We start from the raw sequence: 15,034 nt of genomic DNA, 5'->3' as shown, positions 1-15,034 counted from the left end.
CGAATTGAAAGAACACAATTGTCAACTAAGATAGACACTACTACTGTTAAGTGATCATGACACGCTTCGACAGCATTCACTCCACCGATTCCAGGGAAAGCCGGCGCAACCGGGCCATTGTCGTGGGCGCGGGGCTGGGCGGGCTGGCGGCCGCGATGCGGCTGGGGGCCAAGGGCTACCGCGTGACGGTGATTGACCGGCTCGATGTGCCGGGCGGGCGTGGCTCAGCCATCTGGCAGGACGGCCACCGCTTTGATCTTGGCCCTACCATCGTCACCGTGCCACAGCTTTACCGCAAGCTCTGGGCCGATTGCGGGCGGGATTTCGACACGGATGTGACGCTCAAGGCGCTCGATCCGTTCTACGAGATCCGCTGGCCCGATGGCACCAAGTTCGTCGCACAGCAGGACACTGGCAAGCTGCGCGCTGAGGTCGCCAAGCTGAGCCCCCGTGACGTGCCCGGCTTTGACCGGTTTCTGCAGGACAGTGCCGAGCGCTACTGGTTCGGGTTCGAGGATCTGGGCCGCCGTTCGATGCACCAGCTATGGGAGTTGATCAAGGTGCTGCCGACCTTTGCCTGGCTGCGTGCGGACCGGTCGGTCTATGCCCATGCCGCGCGGCGGGTCAAGGACGAACGGTTGCGCATGGCGCTCAGCTTTCATCCGCTCTTTATCGGCGGCGATCCGCTGCATGTGACGTCGATGTACATCCTCGTCGCCTATCTGGAGAAGGAATTCGGCGTGCATTACGCCATGGGCGGGCTGGCGGGGATGGCGCGCGCGATGGCAGATGTGATCGAGGCCCAGGGTGGCACCTTGCTGATGCAGACGGACGTGGACGAGATCGTCGTTCGCGACGGTGCTGTCACGGGCGTGCGCCTGACCAGCGGGTTGGAGATGGGGGCCGATGTGGTCGTCTCCAACGCCGACGCGGGCCACACCTACAACACGCTGCTGCGCAATCACAAAAAGCGTCGTTGGACCCCCAAGCGGCTCAAACGCACCCGCTATTCCATGAGCCTGTTTGTCTGGTATTTCGGCACGAAGGGCACGCGCGACCGGTGGCAGGATGTGGGGCATCACACCATTCTGAACGGGCCGCGCTATAAGGGGTTGCTGCGGGATATCTTTATCAAGGGCAAGCTCTGTGACGACATGAGCCTCTATGTCCACCGCCCGTCCGTCACCGATCCGTCGGTGGCACCTGAGGGCGACGACAGCTTCTACGTGCTCAGTCCGGTGCCGCACTTGGGCCATGACAACGGTGTCAACTGGGCCGAGGAAGAACCGCGCTACAAGGCCAAGATGCTCAAGGTGCTGGAGGATCAGCTGCTGCCAGGTCTGGGCGATGCGATCAGCACAGAGGTCGTCTTTACGCCCGAGACGTTCCGCGACCGCTATCTCAGCCCGATGGGCGCGGGGTTCTCCATCGAGCCGCGAATCCTGCAAAGCGCCTGGTTCCGCCCGCATAACGTCTCGGAGGAGGCGCGGGGGCTCTATCTGGTGGGCGCCGGCACGCATCCGGGTGCGGGCGTGCCGGGCGTTGTTTCCACCGCCGAGGTGTTGGCCAGCCTGGTGCCGGATGCGGAGCGTGTCGAATGACCCAAGGAGAGCCCAGATGATCGCAGCGGCCGATCTTGAACACTGCGAAGAGGCGATCCGCCACGGGTCGCTGTCATTTCACGCGGCCTCGCGGCTGTTGCCCGCGCGGGTGCGGTCCCCGGCACTGGCGCTCTATGCCTTTTGCCGGCTGGCAGACGATGAGGTTGATCTGAAGGCCGAAAAGGCCGAGGCCGTGTTGCGCCTGCGCGACAGGCTGGATGCGGTTTACGCGGGGCGGCCCAAGGATGCAGCACCCGACCGCGCCTTTGCCGCCATCGTGGATGATTTCGAGATGCCCCGCGCGTTGCCCGATGCCTTGCTGGAGGGGCTGGCCTGGGATGCGGAGGCACGACGCTATCGCACCCTGTCCGATGTGCGCTGCTATTCCGCGCGTGTGGCTTCGGCGGTGGGGGCGATGATGTGCGTGCTGATGGGCGTGCGCGATGCCGATGCTCTGGCGCGCGCTTGTGATCTGGGCGTGGCGATGCAGCTGACCAACATCGCCCGCGATGTGGGTGAGGACGCGCTGGAAAACCGGATCTACCTACCGCTCGACTGGCTGGAGGAGGCAGGGCTAGCACCCGACGCCTTCCTCGCGGATCCACGCTCCACCAAGGCGGTCCGCGCCATGGTCAGACGATTGGTGATGGAGGCGAACCGGCTCTACATTCGCTCCGAAGCCGGTGTCGCCGCGCTGCCGCGGCGGTGCCGTCCCGGGATCTGTGCGGCGCGTTTCATTTATGCGGGGATCGGCGGGCAACTTACGGCGATGGGCTACGATTCGATCAGCGCCCGCGCGCGCACGACCAAGCTGCAAAAGATCGGCTGGCTGGGCCAATCAATGCTGCTGAGCGGGGCCAGCATGGTGATGCCACGCTCTCCGGTGCTTTACGCCAAGCCGCTGGAGGAAGTTGGCTTTCTCGTTGATGCGGCGGCACGCGGCACGTCGGTACGGTCGCGCAGTGACGCGCTGATCTCGGTTCTGACCACGTTGGAGCAACACCGTCAGGATCAGCGGGCGCGCTTGACCGGGCGCCCGGCTGGCCTAACCTAGGCCCATGTTCTGGATTTTGTTCGGCATCTTTCTTGTGGCCTGCGTGGGCGCTGGCATGACCGGTGGGCTGTTCCCGCCGGGCCAGTGGTACCGCGATCTGGACAAGCCGTGGTTTACGCCGCCGGACTGGGTCTTTCCGCTTACCTGGACTGTACTCTATATCTGCATGGCCACGGCGGGCGCGCGGATTGCGCTGCTGGAGGATAACGCCGTTGCCATGGGTCTGTGGGCCGTGCAGATCGCCTTTAACGGTCTGTGGACGCCGGTATTTTTCGGGCTCAAGAATATCCGCCTCGGTATGGCTGTGGTCCTGGTGCTCTGGGCGACGGTCTTTGCGGCCATGGTTGCCATGTGGCAAATTGATGTGGTGTCGGGGCTGCTCTTTGTGCCCTATCTGGTCTGGGTCAGCATCGCTGCGGCCCTGAATGCAGGGGTTTGGCGTCTGAACCCGAGCGTTGCGCGCAACCCGCCGCCCGCGCCGTCCTGACGCTCAGGCAAAGCGCCAGTTGCGCCGTCGCGGTACCCTGACCGCCAGCATGGGTTTCAGCAAGGGGTTGCGAAAACGCCGCAGATCCAGCGCTTCGTGCACGCCTGTCACCCGCTCGCCATCCAGCTGAGTCTCGACCGCGGCGCGCGTATAAAAGGGCGCATCCAGCATTGCGAGCGTCTGCCGCGGGCGCGCGCCTGTGTCGGCGCGGGTCTCGCGCCGGACGGCCCAAAAGCTGCGGCGCAGGGCCGTTTTGGGAGGCAGCGCAATCGTCTCTGCCGCGCCGTCCTCCGCAAAGCGAAAGCCCGCCGCCAGTTCGGAGCCGTCTAGCCGCGTCGCGTCGTAGAAGCACGTGGCCCCCTTCCGTGTCGGAAAGCGGCCCCAGGTCCAGTAGCTGAAATCCTCCTCCAGCGCCCGGGTGCCAAAGTTCGCATCGAAATACCCTTCGCCCTCCCACTGCCAGCCGGGTCGGTCAATATCGACCTCGATCCGCGCCCGGGGCGCAAAGGGTCTCCAGACATGCGCACCGTCCGCGGTCAGCGGCAGTTCCACACCGGTGATCGCCGAGGGCGTCAGGCGGATCTGACCGCGCACCCGGCTGATCACAGGAGGTCCGGATACTTCGTTGACGTCAATTACCAGTTCATTGCCCTGCCACCGCATCATCGAGGGCCCGACCTCAAACCGTGCGTTGGTTTGGCGCAGCGCCGAGGCGCCCCGGTCGGTCATGGTGAACCGCCCACCGGGCCCGTAGGTGGCCACATTGATGCAGACGTGGTTCTGCGGATTGCGCCGCCCCGACCAGCGATACCACGGTGAAAAGACAGACCCGATAAACCCGATGACCGAGATAGCGCGGGTGCCGCAATCGCTCAGGCCGTCGACATACCACCATGCATAGCCGTTGGGGCCGACGTGGATGTCGAAGTTTGGTCGCTCAAGATCGCCTCTGCCGCGTGCCGGGCGGAGAGTGTCGCCATCGGCACGCCCGCCCCGGGATGGGTGCCGCCGCCCACGAGCCAAAGCCCCGGAATTCGGGTCTGTGCTGTCGGGCGCTTCAATGCGGCGGTCATTCCGTGCGGGCTTTGCCCGTAGAGCGCTCCCATGCTCTGGGGAAACATCTCGGCGAAGTGTTGCGGTGTCGTCACCGCCGTGGCGGTCGGTGTCGGCGACAGGCTCACGCCCATAGCCGCCATCCTCTGTATGATCTGATGATGCCATGTGTCCAAATCCAGTGGAGGGGTAAGAGATGTGGTTGCAGGGGCGTTCGAAATGATCTCGAAGCGCTCCAGCGTTGGTGGGGGTGTTCCCTGACCGCGGTCCTCGGCGCAGAGGTACAGGGTGGGATCACGCGGGATGCGCCCTGCCATCAGGTCCGTGAACTCTGATGCCGGGTCATCGGCAAAGAAGACATTGTGGTGCGCCAGATCCACGCCCGTGGGTGTGGCCGCAAAGCTGTGCACCCGGGCTGAAAATGAGCGCGGCAGCCGCGCCGTCTGCGGCGCGACGCAGGCCAGATCTGCGCCCATGCTGCCCGTGGCAAGCGCGCGTGGATCGCCAGCGTAGACGACGGTGGAGGCGGGTATGTGGTCTGCGCCAGCGATCTGAACCCCGCTGATGCGGCCCGCTTCGGTCGTGATGCGTCCCACACGAGCACCGAATTGCACTTGGACGCCCATATGCGCCGCCAGTGCGTGCATGGCCTCCGCCAGCTTGTGCATGCCACCCTTCACGACCCAGACACCGGACGCCTCGGCCTGCCAGATCAGGCTCAGGATCGCGGGGCTCAGATGCGGTGCGCCGCCGACATAGGTGGCGTAGCGCCCGAAAAGCTGCGCGAGCCTTGGATCCCGGAACTGTCGGCGCAGCATCTGGGCAAGGGTGGAGAGTGGTGCCATTGCCGCGATGAGCGATGGTTGGCGCAGCACATGCCACGTCAGGCGAGAGAGTGAGGGTCGCGGGGCCTGCATCATGGGCGCGTCAAAGGCGGCGAAGAGCCGCGCCGTGCGCTGATTGAAGCGTCGAAAGTCATCCGCCGCTTTCGGCCCTGCGAAATCCGCGATGGCGTCGGCGCTGCGCGCGGGATCGGCAAAGAGGTCAAGCTGGCTGCCGTCCGACCAGAAATGCCGGGCGAGCAGGTCCTGCCGGACCAGCGTGACGTGATCGTCGAGCCGCCAGCTGCCGCTGGCAAAGAGATCCTCAAAGACATGCCGCATCGTCAGGACCGTTGGCCCCGCATCAACGGGTCCGGCCTCGCTGGGCAGGGTGCGGATCTTGCCGCCCGCGTGGCCGTGCCGTTCCAGCAGCGTGACGGCCATCCCCCCCGCCGCCAGCCGGATCGCGGTTGCGAGCCCGGCCACACCGGCGCCGATCACGACAGCACGGGAGCGATCCGGGACAAGAGGTGGGGTTTCGATGGCCATAGGCGATTGTTGACTCCTCACCTCAAACTGTCCAGTATGATTTACACACTAGTGTCCTTAAATAGTGACACTTTGCCGATGCAAGGAGCCACCTATGGGTATGACGTCTCGGATCGAAGTGGCGATTTCATCGGCGGTTGCCGTGGGGCAGGGGCACGGGGCGGTGCCGCCAAGGCTCGCTTCCGCGCTCGATTATGCGACGGCGCCAGGGGGTGCGCGCATCCGTCCCACGATCCTGATGTCGGTGGCGATGGCCTGCGGCGATGACCGCCCAGGCTTGAGCGATGCGGCGGCGGCGGCGCTGGAGATGATCCATTGCGCGAGCCTCGTGCACGACGACCTGCCTTGTTTCGACGATGCGGATGTGCGGCGCGGCAAGCCATCGGTGCATCGTGCCTACTCCGAGCCGTTGGCGGTACTGACCGGCGACAGCCTGATCGTGCTGGCATTTGAAACGCTCGCGCGTCAGTCGGGCGTGGCGCCAGACCGGGTTGCCCAGATGATTATGACGCTGGCGCAGCGCACCGGTATGCCCGGTGGCATTTGTGCAGGCCAGGGCTGGGAAAGCGAGGCCGAGATCGACCTTTCCGCCTACCATCAGGCCAAGACCGGCGCGCTGTTCATCGCGGCCACCCAGATGGGAGCCATCGCGGCGGGACAGGAGGCCGAGCCGTGGTTCGAGCTTGGCGCCCGCATTGGCGAAGCCTTTCAGGTCGCCGACGATCTGCGCGATGCGCTCTACGACGCGGAGACGCTGGGCAAGCCCGCGGGTCAGGATGATCTGCACGGGCGGCCCAATGCGGTATCGCTGCTGGGTGTGCAGGGGGCGATTTCGCGGCTCAAGGACATTCTGGGCGGTGCGATCGCCTCGATCCCGTCGTGCCCCGGCGAGGCGCAGTTGGCTGAGATGGTACGCGCCTACGCAGAGCGTTTGACGCCGGTGGCACCAGCCGTGGCGCAGACGCGCAGCAATGTCTGACGCGACGGGTGATCTGCCTGCCTGGCGCGGGGGCTGGTTGAACCGGCTTGTCGCGCGACCGGGCTTTCAGAGCTGGGCCAGTGCTTTTCCCCTGACCCGCGGGCGTGCGCGCAAGGATGGCGCGGTGCTCTTCGATCTGGTGCAGGGGTTCGTGCAGAGCCAGGTGCTGATGGCGCTGGTGGAGATGAATGTTTTCCGCCGTCTGCGCGCAGGGCCCCAAAGTGCTGAGGATCTGGGGCGCGCGGTCGCGATTGCGCCAGACCGCATGCAAGTGCTGTTGCAGGCGGCTGCGGCGCTCGGTCTTCTCACGCGGGGGCGTGGGGGGCGCTACCGACTGGCCCGCAAAGGAGCTGCGCTCATGGGTGTGCCGGGGCTGGAAGCAATGATCCGTCACCACAAGGCCTTTTACGCCGATCTCGCCGACCCGGTTGCCCTGTTGCGCGGACCGGAGCGGACGGAATTGTCGGCCTTCTGGCCCTATGTCTTTGGTGCTGGCGGTGAGATTGCGCCCGATGTGGCGGCCACCTACTCCGATCTGATGGCGCAGAGCCAACGGCTGGTCGCGCAGGACACTCTGAGGGCGGTATCGCTGAAAGGTGTGCGCCGGTTGCTGGATGTCGGAGGCGGTACCGGTGCCTTTCTGGAGGCCGTGGGGCACGCGGCCCCGGAGGTGGAGATGGTTCTCTTTGATCTGCCTCAGGTCGTGCCGGAGGCGCAGTCGCGCTTTGATGCGGCGGGGCTCAGTGACCGGGTGAGCATCCGGGCCGGATCCTTCCGGGACGATCCGCTGCCGCGCGGTGCCGATGCGATCAGCCTGATCCGCGTGCTCTACGATCACGCCGATGAGACCGTGGGCGCCTTGCTGGCGGCGGTCTTTGAGGCGCTGCCGCCCGGCGGGCGCCTGATCATCTCGGAACCCATGGGCGGCGGTCGCAAGCCGGATGCTGCAGGAGATGTGTATTTCGCGTTCTACACATTGGCCATGCAGACCGGGCGCGCACGCTCGCCGGACGAGATTGCGGCCCTGTGCCGTGCGGCTGGTTTCGCAGCAATCCACAGCCCGCGTCCGGCACGCGGCTATGTCACCCGCACCCTGACGGCGCAGAAGCCCGAATAGCGCTTGGAATCTGTCTAATCTGGTTGACAGAAAAAACTGTAAGAATAAACTGACACATAGAATGACAAGTGTGAGGGGTGAGTCTGGGCACGGACGACCCGCCATCCCCGCGCGAGGAGAGCCCCGTGGACACCACCGCCATCCTTCTGAAAGGCCCGCGCGATCTCGCCGTCGAGATGCTGGGCCTGAGCGCGCCGGGCGACGGGGATCTTGTGGTTGATATCCACCACTCCGGGATTTCTACCGGTACGGAAAAGCTCTTTTGGTCCGGCGAGATGCCGCCTTTCCCGGGGATGGGCTACCCGCTGGTGCCAGGCTATGAGGCTGTGGGCGAGGTTGTGGAGGCCGCGCCTGCCACCGGATACAAGCCCGGCGATCATGTCTTTGTGCCGGGGGCAAACTGTTATGACGGTGCCTTTGGTCTCTTTGGGGGTGCGGCGTCCCGTGTTGTGACGGCTGCTGATCGGGTGACCCGGATTGATCCCGCGTCGGGCGCATCCGGCGCGTTGCTGGCCTTGGCCGCAACGGCGCGGCATACGATGGCGGGCCTGAACAAGTCCGTACCGGATCTAATTGTCGGGCACGGTGTGCTGGGCCGGTTGCTGGCGCGGCTGACCCTCGCCGCCGGCGCGCCTGCGCCAACGGTGTGGGAGCTGGATCCGGCCCGCCGCGGTGGTGCCGAGGGCTATGAGGTCATCGCGCCCGACGCGGATGCGCGGCGGGACTACATGTCCGTCTATGATGCCTCGGGGAGTGTTGGTGTGATCCCGGATCTGCTGGGCCGCATCGGCAAAGGCGGCGAGATCGTGCTCGCCGGGTTCTACAAGGACCCCATCAGCTTCAATTTTCCGGCGGCTTTCATGAAAGAGGCGCGCTTTCGAGTGGCGGCTGAATGGACGCATGACGACCTTGCCGCGACCCGCGCGCTGGTGGAGGCGGGGATGCTCAGCCTCGACGGGCTGATCACCCATGAGGCGGCTTTTGCCGATGCGCCCGCGGCCTATGCGCAGGCCTTTGGTGATCCGGCGTGCCTCAAGATGATCCTCAACTGGAAGGATGCAGCGTGAAAGACGGTATCGACGAGAAGGTCGCAGCAAAGGGCGATGCCCCGAACCTCAAGGACTTTGACGCGCGGCTGCGCAGCGAGGCGGCAGAGCCCACGCTGGAGGTGCCCCAGTCGGAGCCCACATCCAAGACCCAGATCATTGCAATCTACGGCAAGGGCGGGATCGGCAAGTCCTTCACGCTGGCGAACCTCAGCCACATGATGGCCGAGCAGGGCAAGCGCGTCCTGCTGATCGGCTGTGATCCCAAGTCCGACACCACGTCCCTGCTCTTTGGCGGCAAGGCGTGCCCGACGATCATCGAGACCTCGACCCGCAAGAAGCTCGCGGGCGAAGAGGTTGCCATCGGTGACGTCTGCTTCAAGCGTGGCGGTGTCTTTGCCATGGAGTTGGGTGGCCCCGAAGTCGGGCGCGGCTGTGGCGGTCGTGGCATCATCCACGGTTTCGAACTGCTGGAAAAACTCGGCTTTCATGACTGGGATTTCGACTACGTACTGCTCGATTTTCTGGGCGATGTTGTCTGCGGTGGCTTCGGTCTGCCCATCGCGCGGGACATGGCGCAAAAGGTCATTCTGGTCGCCAGCAACGATCTGCAGTCGCTTTATGTGGCCAATAATGTCTGCTCTGCGGTGGAGTACTTCCGCAAGCTGGGCGGCAATGTCGGTGTCGCGGGGCTGGTGATCAACAAGGACGATGGCACTGGAGAGGCTGCAGCCTTCGCTGAAGCCGTCGACATTCCCATCCTTGCCGCAATTCCGCAGGATGATGATCTGCGCAAGAAATCCGCCAACTACCAGATTGTCGGCACGGCCCAATCCCAGTGGGGCGCGCTCTTTGCCGAGCTGGGCGACAATGTCGCAGTGGCGCCGCCGGTGCGGCCCGCGCCGCTTGATCAGGACGGGTTGCTGGGGCTGTTCGATGCCTCCGAGACCGGAGGCGATGTGGTGCTGGAGCCTGCGACAGATATGGACATGCGCGGCAAGAATGCGGCGCCCAAGCCGTCACTGGAGGTGATCTATGACGAGGCTTGAGCTCTTCACGAGGAGCCAGATGGCGCTGGAGCGCTGCAAATGGAAGGGGCGCCAGTCCCAGAGCATCTTTGAAACCGCTGTGGAGACCATCGAGCAGTCCAAGCGCTTGATGGAACTGGCGCGAAATCCGCAGCCGATCTACCGGGCAGCGAAGGCGTGAAGCAGGAAGTCACATATGATGATGCCGCCGAGGTGGAGGTGATCGAAGGTCATCCCCACGGCGATGTCACACGTGTGACGTCTGGCACCCCCGGCGACGGGTCCGGCTGCCATTCCGGTGCGGAGCTGGAGAAGGCCGCCCGGCTTGCGGGGAAATCTGAGCTGCTGGAGAAATTCCGCGCGGATTATCCCGTGGGACCGCACGACAAGCCCCAGAGCATGTGCCCTGCCTTCGGCTCCTTGCGCGTTGGTCTGCGGATGAAGCGGGTGGCGACGGTGCTGTCCGGGTCGGCCTGCTGTGTCTACGGGCTGACCTTCGTGAGCCATTTCTACGGTGCGCGGCGGTCCGTTGGCTATGTGCCCTTCAACTCCGAGACCTTGGTGACCGGCAAGCTTTTCGAAGATATCCGGGAAAGCGTCCATGAGTTGGCGGACCCCGATCACTACGACGCGATTGTGGTCACGAACCTTTGTGTGCCGACGGCCAGCGGCGTGCCGCTGCAGTTGTTGCCCAAAGAGATCAACGGAGTTCGGATCGTCGGGATCGACGTGCCCGGTTTCGGCGTGCCCACCCATGCGGAGGCCAAGGATATCCTGGCCGGTGCCATGTTGAGCTACGCCCGCGCGGAAGCCGAAGCCGGTCCGGTTGCGGCACCGGTTGGTGGCCGGTCGTCCCGGCCCACGGTTGCAATGCTGGGAGAGATGTTCCCGGCGGATCCGATGATGATTGGCCAGATGCTGGCGCCCATGGGGTTGGCGGCGGGGCCGGTACTGCCGTGCCGCGAGTGGCGCGAGCTCTATGCTGCGCTCGACTGCTCTGTCGTAGCAGCGATCCATCCTTTCTACACTGATACGGTCCGCGCATTCCGGGCGGCAGGCAGGCCTGTCGTGGGGTCTGCGCCTGTTGGGTATGACGGGACGGCGGCGTGGCTGAAGGCCATCGGCGAGACCTATGGTGTGGTCGCGGATGCGATTGCCGCCGCCCAGAATGCGGCCTTACCCGCGATCAAGGGTGCGCTGGCGGCGACGCCGATCAAGGGAACGATCACACTGTCCGGCTACGAAGGTTCCGAGCTTTTGGTGGCGCGGCTGCTGATCGAGAGCGGCGCGGAGGTGCCTTATGTGGGCACGGCCTGTGCTGCGTCGGAATGGTCAGCGGCGGATGCTGAGTGGCTGCAGGCGAAAGGTGTGACGGTCAAATACCGCGCCTCGCTGGAAGACGACTGCGCGGCCATGGAAGCGGTTCAGCCCGATCTGGCCATCGGGACCACACCCGTCGTGCAGAAGGCCAAGGAACTGGGCATCCCGGGGCTCTATTTCACCAACCTGATTTCGGCGCGGCCCCTGATGGGTGTTGCCGGTGCCGGGTCGCTCGCCGAGGTGATCAATGCGGCCATCTCGAACAAGGACCGGATGGACCGGATGAAGGCGTTCTTTGAGGATGTGGGCACCGGCGATACCGCGGGTGTCTGGGAAGGCGCCCCGAACCTGCGGCCCGACTTCCGCGCGCAGCATCAGAAAAAGCTCGACAAGCAAAAGCGCGCGGCAGACGCCGCCAGGATGATTTAGTGCGCAAATATGGACCATATTTGCGCAGCAGTGCGCGGCAGCGGGTTTCGCCAGAAACCTGCGTGCGCACCCCGGTCGCATGTCTTGCGCCCAAGGGCTCTGCCCTCGCGCTGCGCGCTCACCCGGAGTTTATCCGGCAAGATGAAGGAGCGCGGTCATGCTGGTGACAGATCACGATCGCGCGGGCGGATACTGGGGGGCGGTCTATGCCTTCTGTGCTGTCAAGGGATTGCAGGTGGTCGTGGACGGACCAGTCGGCTGCGAGAACCTGCCAGTCACGTCCGTGCTGCATTACACCGACGCTTTGCCGCCCCATGAGTTGCCGATTGTGGTGACGGGTCTGGGTGAAGGCGAGATGGGCGCTGGCACCGAAGAGAGCATGAAGCGCGCCTGGGAGACACTGGATCCGGCGTTGCCTGCGGTGGTTGTGACGGGCTCCATTGCGGAGATGATCGGTGGTGGGGTGACGCCACAGGGCACGAATATCCAGCGGTTCTTGCCGCGGACCATTGATGAGGATCAGTGGGAGGCTGCGGACCGGGCGATGACCTGGATCTTTACCGAGTTCGGCATGACCAAGGGTCGGATGCCACCCGAGAAGAAGCGCGCAGAGGGCGCCAAGCCCCGCGTCAATATCCTGGGGCCGATGTATGGCACCTTCAACATGCCGTCGGATCTGGCCGAGATCCGCCGCCTCGTCGAGGGGATCGGCTGCGAGGTCAACATGGTGATGCCTCTGGGCGCCCATGTGGCTGAAATGAGAGATTTGGTAAATGCGGATGTGAACATCTGCATGTACCGCGAGTTCGGGCGTGGATTATGCGAGCTTCTTGCCAAGCCGTATCTCCAGGCTCCGATAGGGGTCGAGAGCACGACCAGATTCCTGCGCGCACTGGGGAATCTGGTGGGCCTCGACCCCGAACCTTTTATCACGACCGAGAAACACTCCACGCTGAAGCCCGTGTGGGACTTGTGGCGCTCGGTCACGCAGGACTTCTTTGCCACCGCCAGTTTCGCCATCGTTGCGAATGAGACCTACGCGCGGGGGATCCGGCTGTTTCTGGAAGACGATATGGGATTGCCGTGCGCCTTTGCGGTCGCGCGGGTGGCCGGGCAGAAGACCAACAATGAGGAAGTGCGCGCCCTGATGGGGCAAAAGCGGCCTCTCATCGTGATGGGGTCGATCAACGAAAAGATGTATCTGGCGGAGCTGAAGGGCGGGCATGGGCCAAGCCCTGCGTTCATCCCGGCGAGCTTTCCGGGGGCCGCGATCCGGCGGCATACGGGCACGCCTTTCATGGGCTATGCGGGGGCGACCTACCTCATTCAGGAAATCTGCAACGGGCTCTTTGATGCGCTGTTTCACATTCTGCCGCTGGGCACCGAGATGGACGCCACCGATGCAACGCTCACGCCGCTGCGCCGCGATTTCCCCTGGGATCGGGATGCGCAGGCGATGCTCGACCGCATCGTCGAGAGCCACCCCATTCTGACACGAATTTCAGCCGCGAAGACCTTGCGCGATGCGGCAGAGAAAGCGGCGCTGGCCGCAGGCGCGGAGCGTGTGGTGGTTGACACCGTGCGCGCGCTTGATCCGGCGAGTGCCGGCCTGACCCTGGAGGACCCGAGATGACTGACACGACATCCGACATGATTGAGAGCACCGTTGAGGCACCGCACCATGCGCCCAGCAAGAAGGCGGTGCGCACGGAATTCATGGTCTATTTCGCGATCATTTTTCTGGCGACCTTGCCACTGGCGACGCTGACCTGGGCGCTGTCGGCGATCCGCAGCCGCAGTTTTACCGAAAAGGGCCCCATGGCCCGGGCCTGGAGCCAGGCCGGAATTATCACGCCGATGATCTTTTCGGCATGATCCGGCACGATCTTCATACCATGGCACCACACCTGCGGTGTGAGGATCTTTTCGGCGTGACCCACCTTGCACGAGATCAGGGCGTCGGCCCCGGATCGTGTCCCGATCTCTCGACTGACGTGCGCCTGTCGAGGTCAAGACTGCTCGCCTTTTCCAAGGTGGACAGAACCCCGAGGGGGGAGACCCCCAAAGGACCCGGCCGCGGGGTGCGCGGCGTCAGCATAACGTTCCGGAGGAATATTTATGGCTGATGATAACCTGTCTTTCACAGGTCTAACAGACGAACAGGCGCAGGAACTTCATGCCGTCTATATGAGCGGGCTCTGGCTGTTTTCAGCCGTTGCCGTGGTTGCTCATTTGGCGACGTTCCTTGTGTTCCCGTGGTTCTGAGGAGGGATTGAAATATGGCAAAGTTCTACAAGATCTGGCTCATCTTCGATCCGCGTCGTGTGTTTGTTGCACAAGGCGTTTTTCTGTTTCTGCTTGCAGCGATGATTCACCTCGTCCTGCTCAGCACGGACAACTTCAACTGGTTCGAAAGAGCCGCCGTCAAGTACGAAGCCGAATAAGTCTGCGCGCCCTTTGCGGGGCGCGTAGATGGCAGGTGCTCGATGCACGAGGATAGTTGCGGGCGGATCTGTGTGCGCCCCCGCCCGCGACCAACCAAAGAGAATTAAACGACGGCCCCCGCCTTTGTGGCAGATCGGGCTGGGAAGACAGACCGCATCCGGGCAGAACCCGGGCGGGCACTGACCAGCCGTTCGACCGAATTCGGGCGTGCCGCACACACGCGGAGAATGAAGATGGCGTTGCTCAGCTTCGAAAGAAAATATCGCGTCCGCGGAGGGACGCTGATCGGGGGCGATCTGTTCGACTTCTGGGTAGGGCCATTTTATGTGGGCTTCTTCGGTGTCACGACGATCTTCTTCGCCCTGCTCGGAACCATTCTGATCTTTTGGGGCGCGAGCCAGCAGGGCACGTTCAATCCCTGGCTGATCAATATCGCACCGCCGGATCTGAGCTACGGGCTCGGCATGGCGCCGCTGCTGGAGGGGGGTCTGTGGCAGATCATCACCTTCTGCGCGACCGGGGCGTTCATCAGCTGGGCGCTGCGCGAGGTTGAAATCTGCCGCAAGCTGGGCATGGGGTATCACGTGCCCTTCGGTTTCGCCGCGGCGATTGTCGCCTATATGACGCTGGTGATCTTTCGCCCGCTGCTGATGGGCGCTTGGGGGCACGGGTTCCCTTACGGGATCTTCAGCCACCTCGATTGGGTGAGCAACACGGGCTACGCCTATCTGCACTTCCACTACAACCCGGCGCATATGCTGGCCGTCACGCTGTTCTTTACGACAACGCTGGCGCTGGCGCTGCACGGCGGGCTGATCCTGTCGGCCTGTAATCCTGAGAAGGGCGAAGAGGCCAAGACGCCCGATCACGAAGACACCTTCTTTCGCGATTTCATCGGCTATTCGGTGGGCACGCTGGGCATCCACCGTGTGGGCTATCTGCTGGCGATTAACGCAGGGCTATGGTCCGCGGTCTGCATCATCATCTCCGGTCCTGTCTGGACAGCGGGTTGGCCCGAATGGTGGAACTGGTGGCTGGAACTGCCGATCTGGGGTGAGCCCATCGGCACCTCGACCTCCACCTCGATCACGGGAGGGATGTGAGC

At 64.0% G+C, this 15,034-nt stretch carries 16 protein-coding genes; 14 read left to right on the top strand and 2 right to left on the bottom strand.

Translation table 11 applies throughout. The features are described 5' to 3' along the window. The first annotated feature begins 56 nt into the window (after positions 1-56). From Q1A53_RS16860 to Q1A53_RS16850, 3 genes are read left to right on the top strand one after another with little or no spacing between them, the layout of a single operon-like run. Positions 57-1,601 (top strand): phytoene desaturase, encoded by a 1,545-nt coding sequence (locus Q1A53_RS16860; protein ID WP_299968808.1) that lies wholly within the window; start codon positions 57-59, stop codon positions 1,599-1,601. Between the two features lie 16 nt (positions 1,602-1,617). Next, positions 1,618-2,655 carry a 15-cis-phytoene synthase gene (crtB, locus tag Q1A53_RS16855; RefSeq protein WP_299968807.1) on the top strand — a complete coding sequence of 346 codons (1,038 nt, stop codon included), beginning with the start codon at positions 1,618-1,620 and terminating at the stop codon, positions 2,653-2,655. A 4-nt stretch (positions 2,656-2,659) separates the two neighbouring features. Continuing rightward, positions 2,660-3,142, top strand: a complete 483-nt coding sequence (locus Q1A53_RS16850; protein WP_299968806.1) for a TspO/MBR family protein — start codon at positions 2,660-2,662, stop codon at positions 3,140-3,142. A 3-nt stretch (positions 3,143-3,145) separates the two neighbouring features. Here the strand turns inward: Q1A53_RS16850 and crtC are convergent, their stop codons facing one another. Then, on the bottom strand, positions 3,146-4,018 hold the full coding sequence (crtC, locus tag Q1A53_RS16845) for a carotenoid 1,2-hydratase (RefSeq protein WP_299968921.1): 873 nt from the start codon (positions 4,016-4,018) through the stop codon (positions 3,146-3,148). Continuing rightward, complete coding sequence (crtD, locus tag Q1A53_RS16840; RefSeq protein ID WP_299968805.1) at positions 4,015-5,565, bottom strand: 1-hydroxycarotenoid 3,4-desaturase CrtD; 1,551 nt, start codon at positions 5,563-5,565, stop codon at positions 4,015-4,017. Before crtD ends, crtC begins: the two co-directional genes overlap by 4 nt. Before the next feature lie 94 nt (positions 5,566-5,659). Here crtD and Q1A53_RS16835 point away from each other — a divergent pair, with 94 nt between their 5' ends. The 11 genes from Q1A53_RS16835 (at position 5,660) to pufL (ending at position 15,032) form a co-directional block, all read left to right on the top strand. Next, on the top strand, positions 5,660-6,544 hold the full coding sequence (locus Q1A53_RS16835; protein WP_299968804.1) for a polyprenyl synthetase family protein: 885 nt from the start codon (positions 5,660-5,662) through the stop codon (positions 6,542-6,544). Beyond that, positions 6,537-7,661 (top strand): methyltransferase, encoded by a 1,125-nt coding sequence (locus tag Q1A53_RS16830; protein ID WP_299968803.1) that lies wholly within the window; start codon positions 6,537-6,539, stop codon positions 7,659-7,661. Before Q1A53_RS16835 ends, Q1A53_RS16830 begins: the two co-directional genes overlap by 8 nt. A 125-nt stretch (positions 7,662-7,786) precedes the next feature. After that, a complete protein-coding gene (gene bchC, locus Q1A53_RS16825; protein WP_299968802.1) occupies positions 7,787-8,728 on the top strand; it encodes a chlorophyll synthesis pathway protein BchC in 942 nt (313 codons plus the stop codon). Beyond that, positions 8,725-9,756 carry a chlorophyllide a reductase iron protein subunit X gene (locus Q1A53_RS16820; RefSeq protein WP_299968801.1) on the top strand — a complete coding sequence of 344 codons (1,032 nt, stop codon included), beginning with the start codon at positions 8,725-8,727 and terminating at the stop codon, positions 9,754-9,756. The genes bchC and Q1A53_RS16820 overlap by 4 nt, the downstream gene beginning before the upstream one ends. Beyond that, positions 9,743-9,916: a hypothetical protein gene (locus Q1A53_RS16815; protein ID WP_299968800.1), complete on the top strand. Its 174-nt coding sequence runs from the start codon at positions 9,743-9,745 to the stop codon at positions 9,914-9,916. The genes Q1A53_RS16820 and Q1A53_RS16815 overlap by 14 nt, the downstream gene beginning before the upstream one ends. Then, a complete protein-coding gene (gene bchY, locus Q1A53_RS16810; protein WP_299968799.1) occupies positions 9,913-11,484 on the top strand; it encodes a chlorophyllide a reductase subunit Y in 1,572 nt (523 codons plus the stop codon). The genes Q1A53_RS16815 and bchY overlap by 4 nt, the downstream gene beginning before the upstream one ends. 157 nt (positions 11,485-11,641) lie before the next feature. Beyond that, positions 11,642-13,117, top strand: a complete 1,476-nt coding sequence (gene bchZ / locus Q1A53_RS16805; RefSeq protein ID WP_299968798.1) for a chlorophyllide a reductase subunit Z — start codon at positions 11,642-11,644, stop codon at positions 13,115-13,117. After that, a complete protein-coding gene (pufQ, locus tag Q1A53_RS16800) occupies positions 13,114-13,359 on the top strand; it encodes a cytochrome PufQ (protein WP_366872837.1) in 246 nt (81 codons plus the stop codon). Before bchZ ends, pufQ begins: the two co-directional genes overlap by 4 nt. Positions 13,360-13,602: 243 nt before the next feature. After that, positions 13,603-13,749: a light-harvesting protein gene (locus Q1A53_RS16795; protein WP_299968797.1), complete on the top strand. Its 147-nt coding sequence runs from the start codon at positions 13,603-13,605 to the stop codon at positions 13,747-13,749. Positions 13,750-13,763: 14 nt separating this feature from the next. Continuing rightward, on the top strand, positions 13,764-13,928 hold the full coding sequence (gene pufA, locus Q1A53_RS16790) for a light-harvesting antenna LH1, alpha subunit (protein ID WP_299968796.1): 165 nt from the start codon (positions 13,764-13,766) through the stop codon (positions 13,926-13,928). 234 nt (positions 13,929-14,162) lie between these two features. Further along, positions 14,163-15,032 carry a photosynthetic reaction center subunit L gene (gene pufL, locus Q1A53_RS16785; protein WP_299968795.1) on the top strand — a complete coding sequence of 290 codons (870 nt, stop codon included), beginning with the start codon at positions 14,163-14,165 and terminating at the stop codon, positions 15,030-15,032. The last annotated feature ends 2 nt before the right edge of the window (positions 15,033-15,034 follow it).

The sequence above is a fragment of the uncultured Roseobacter sp. genome (assembly GCF_947496515.1).
Lineage (GTDB): Bacteria > Pseudomonadota > Alphaproteobacteria > Rhodobacterales > Rhodobacteraceae > Roseobacter.
Note: the sequence above shows the minus strand (reverse complement) of the source record. Positions and strands in the feature narration are given on the sequence as shown.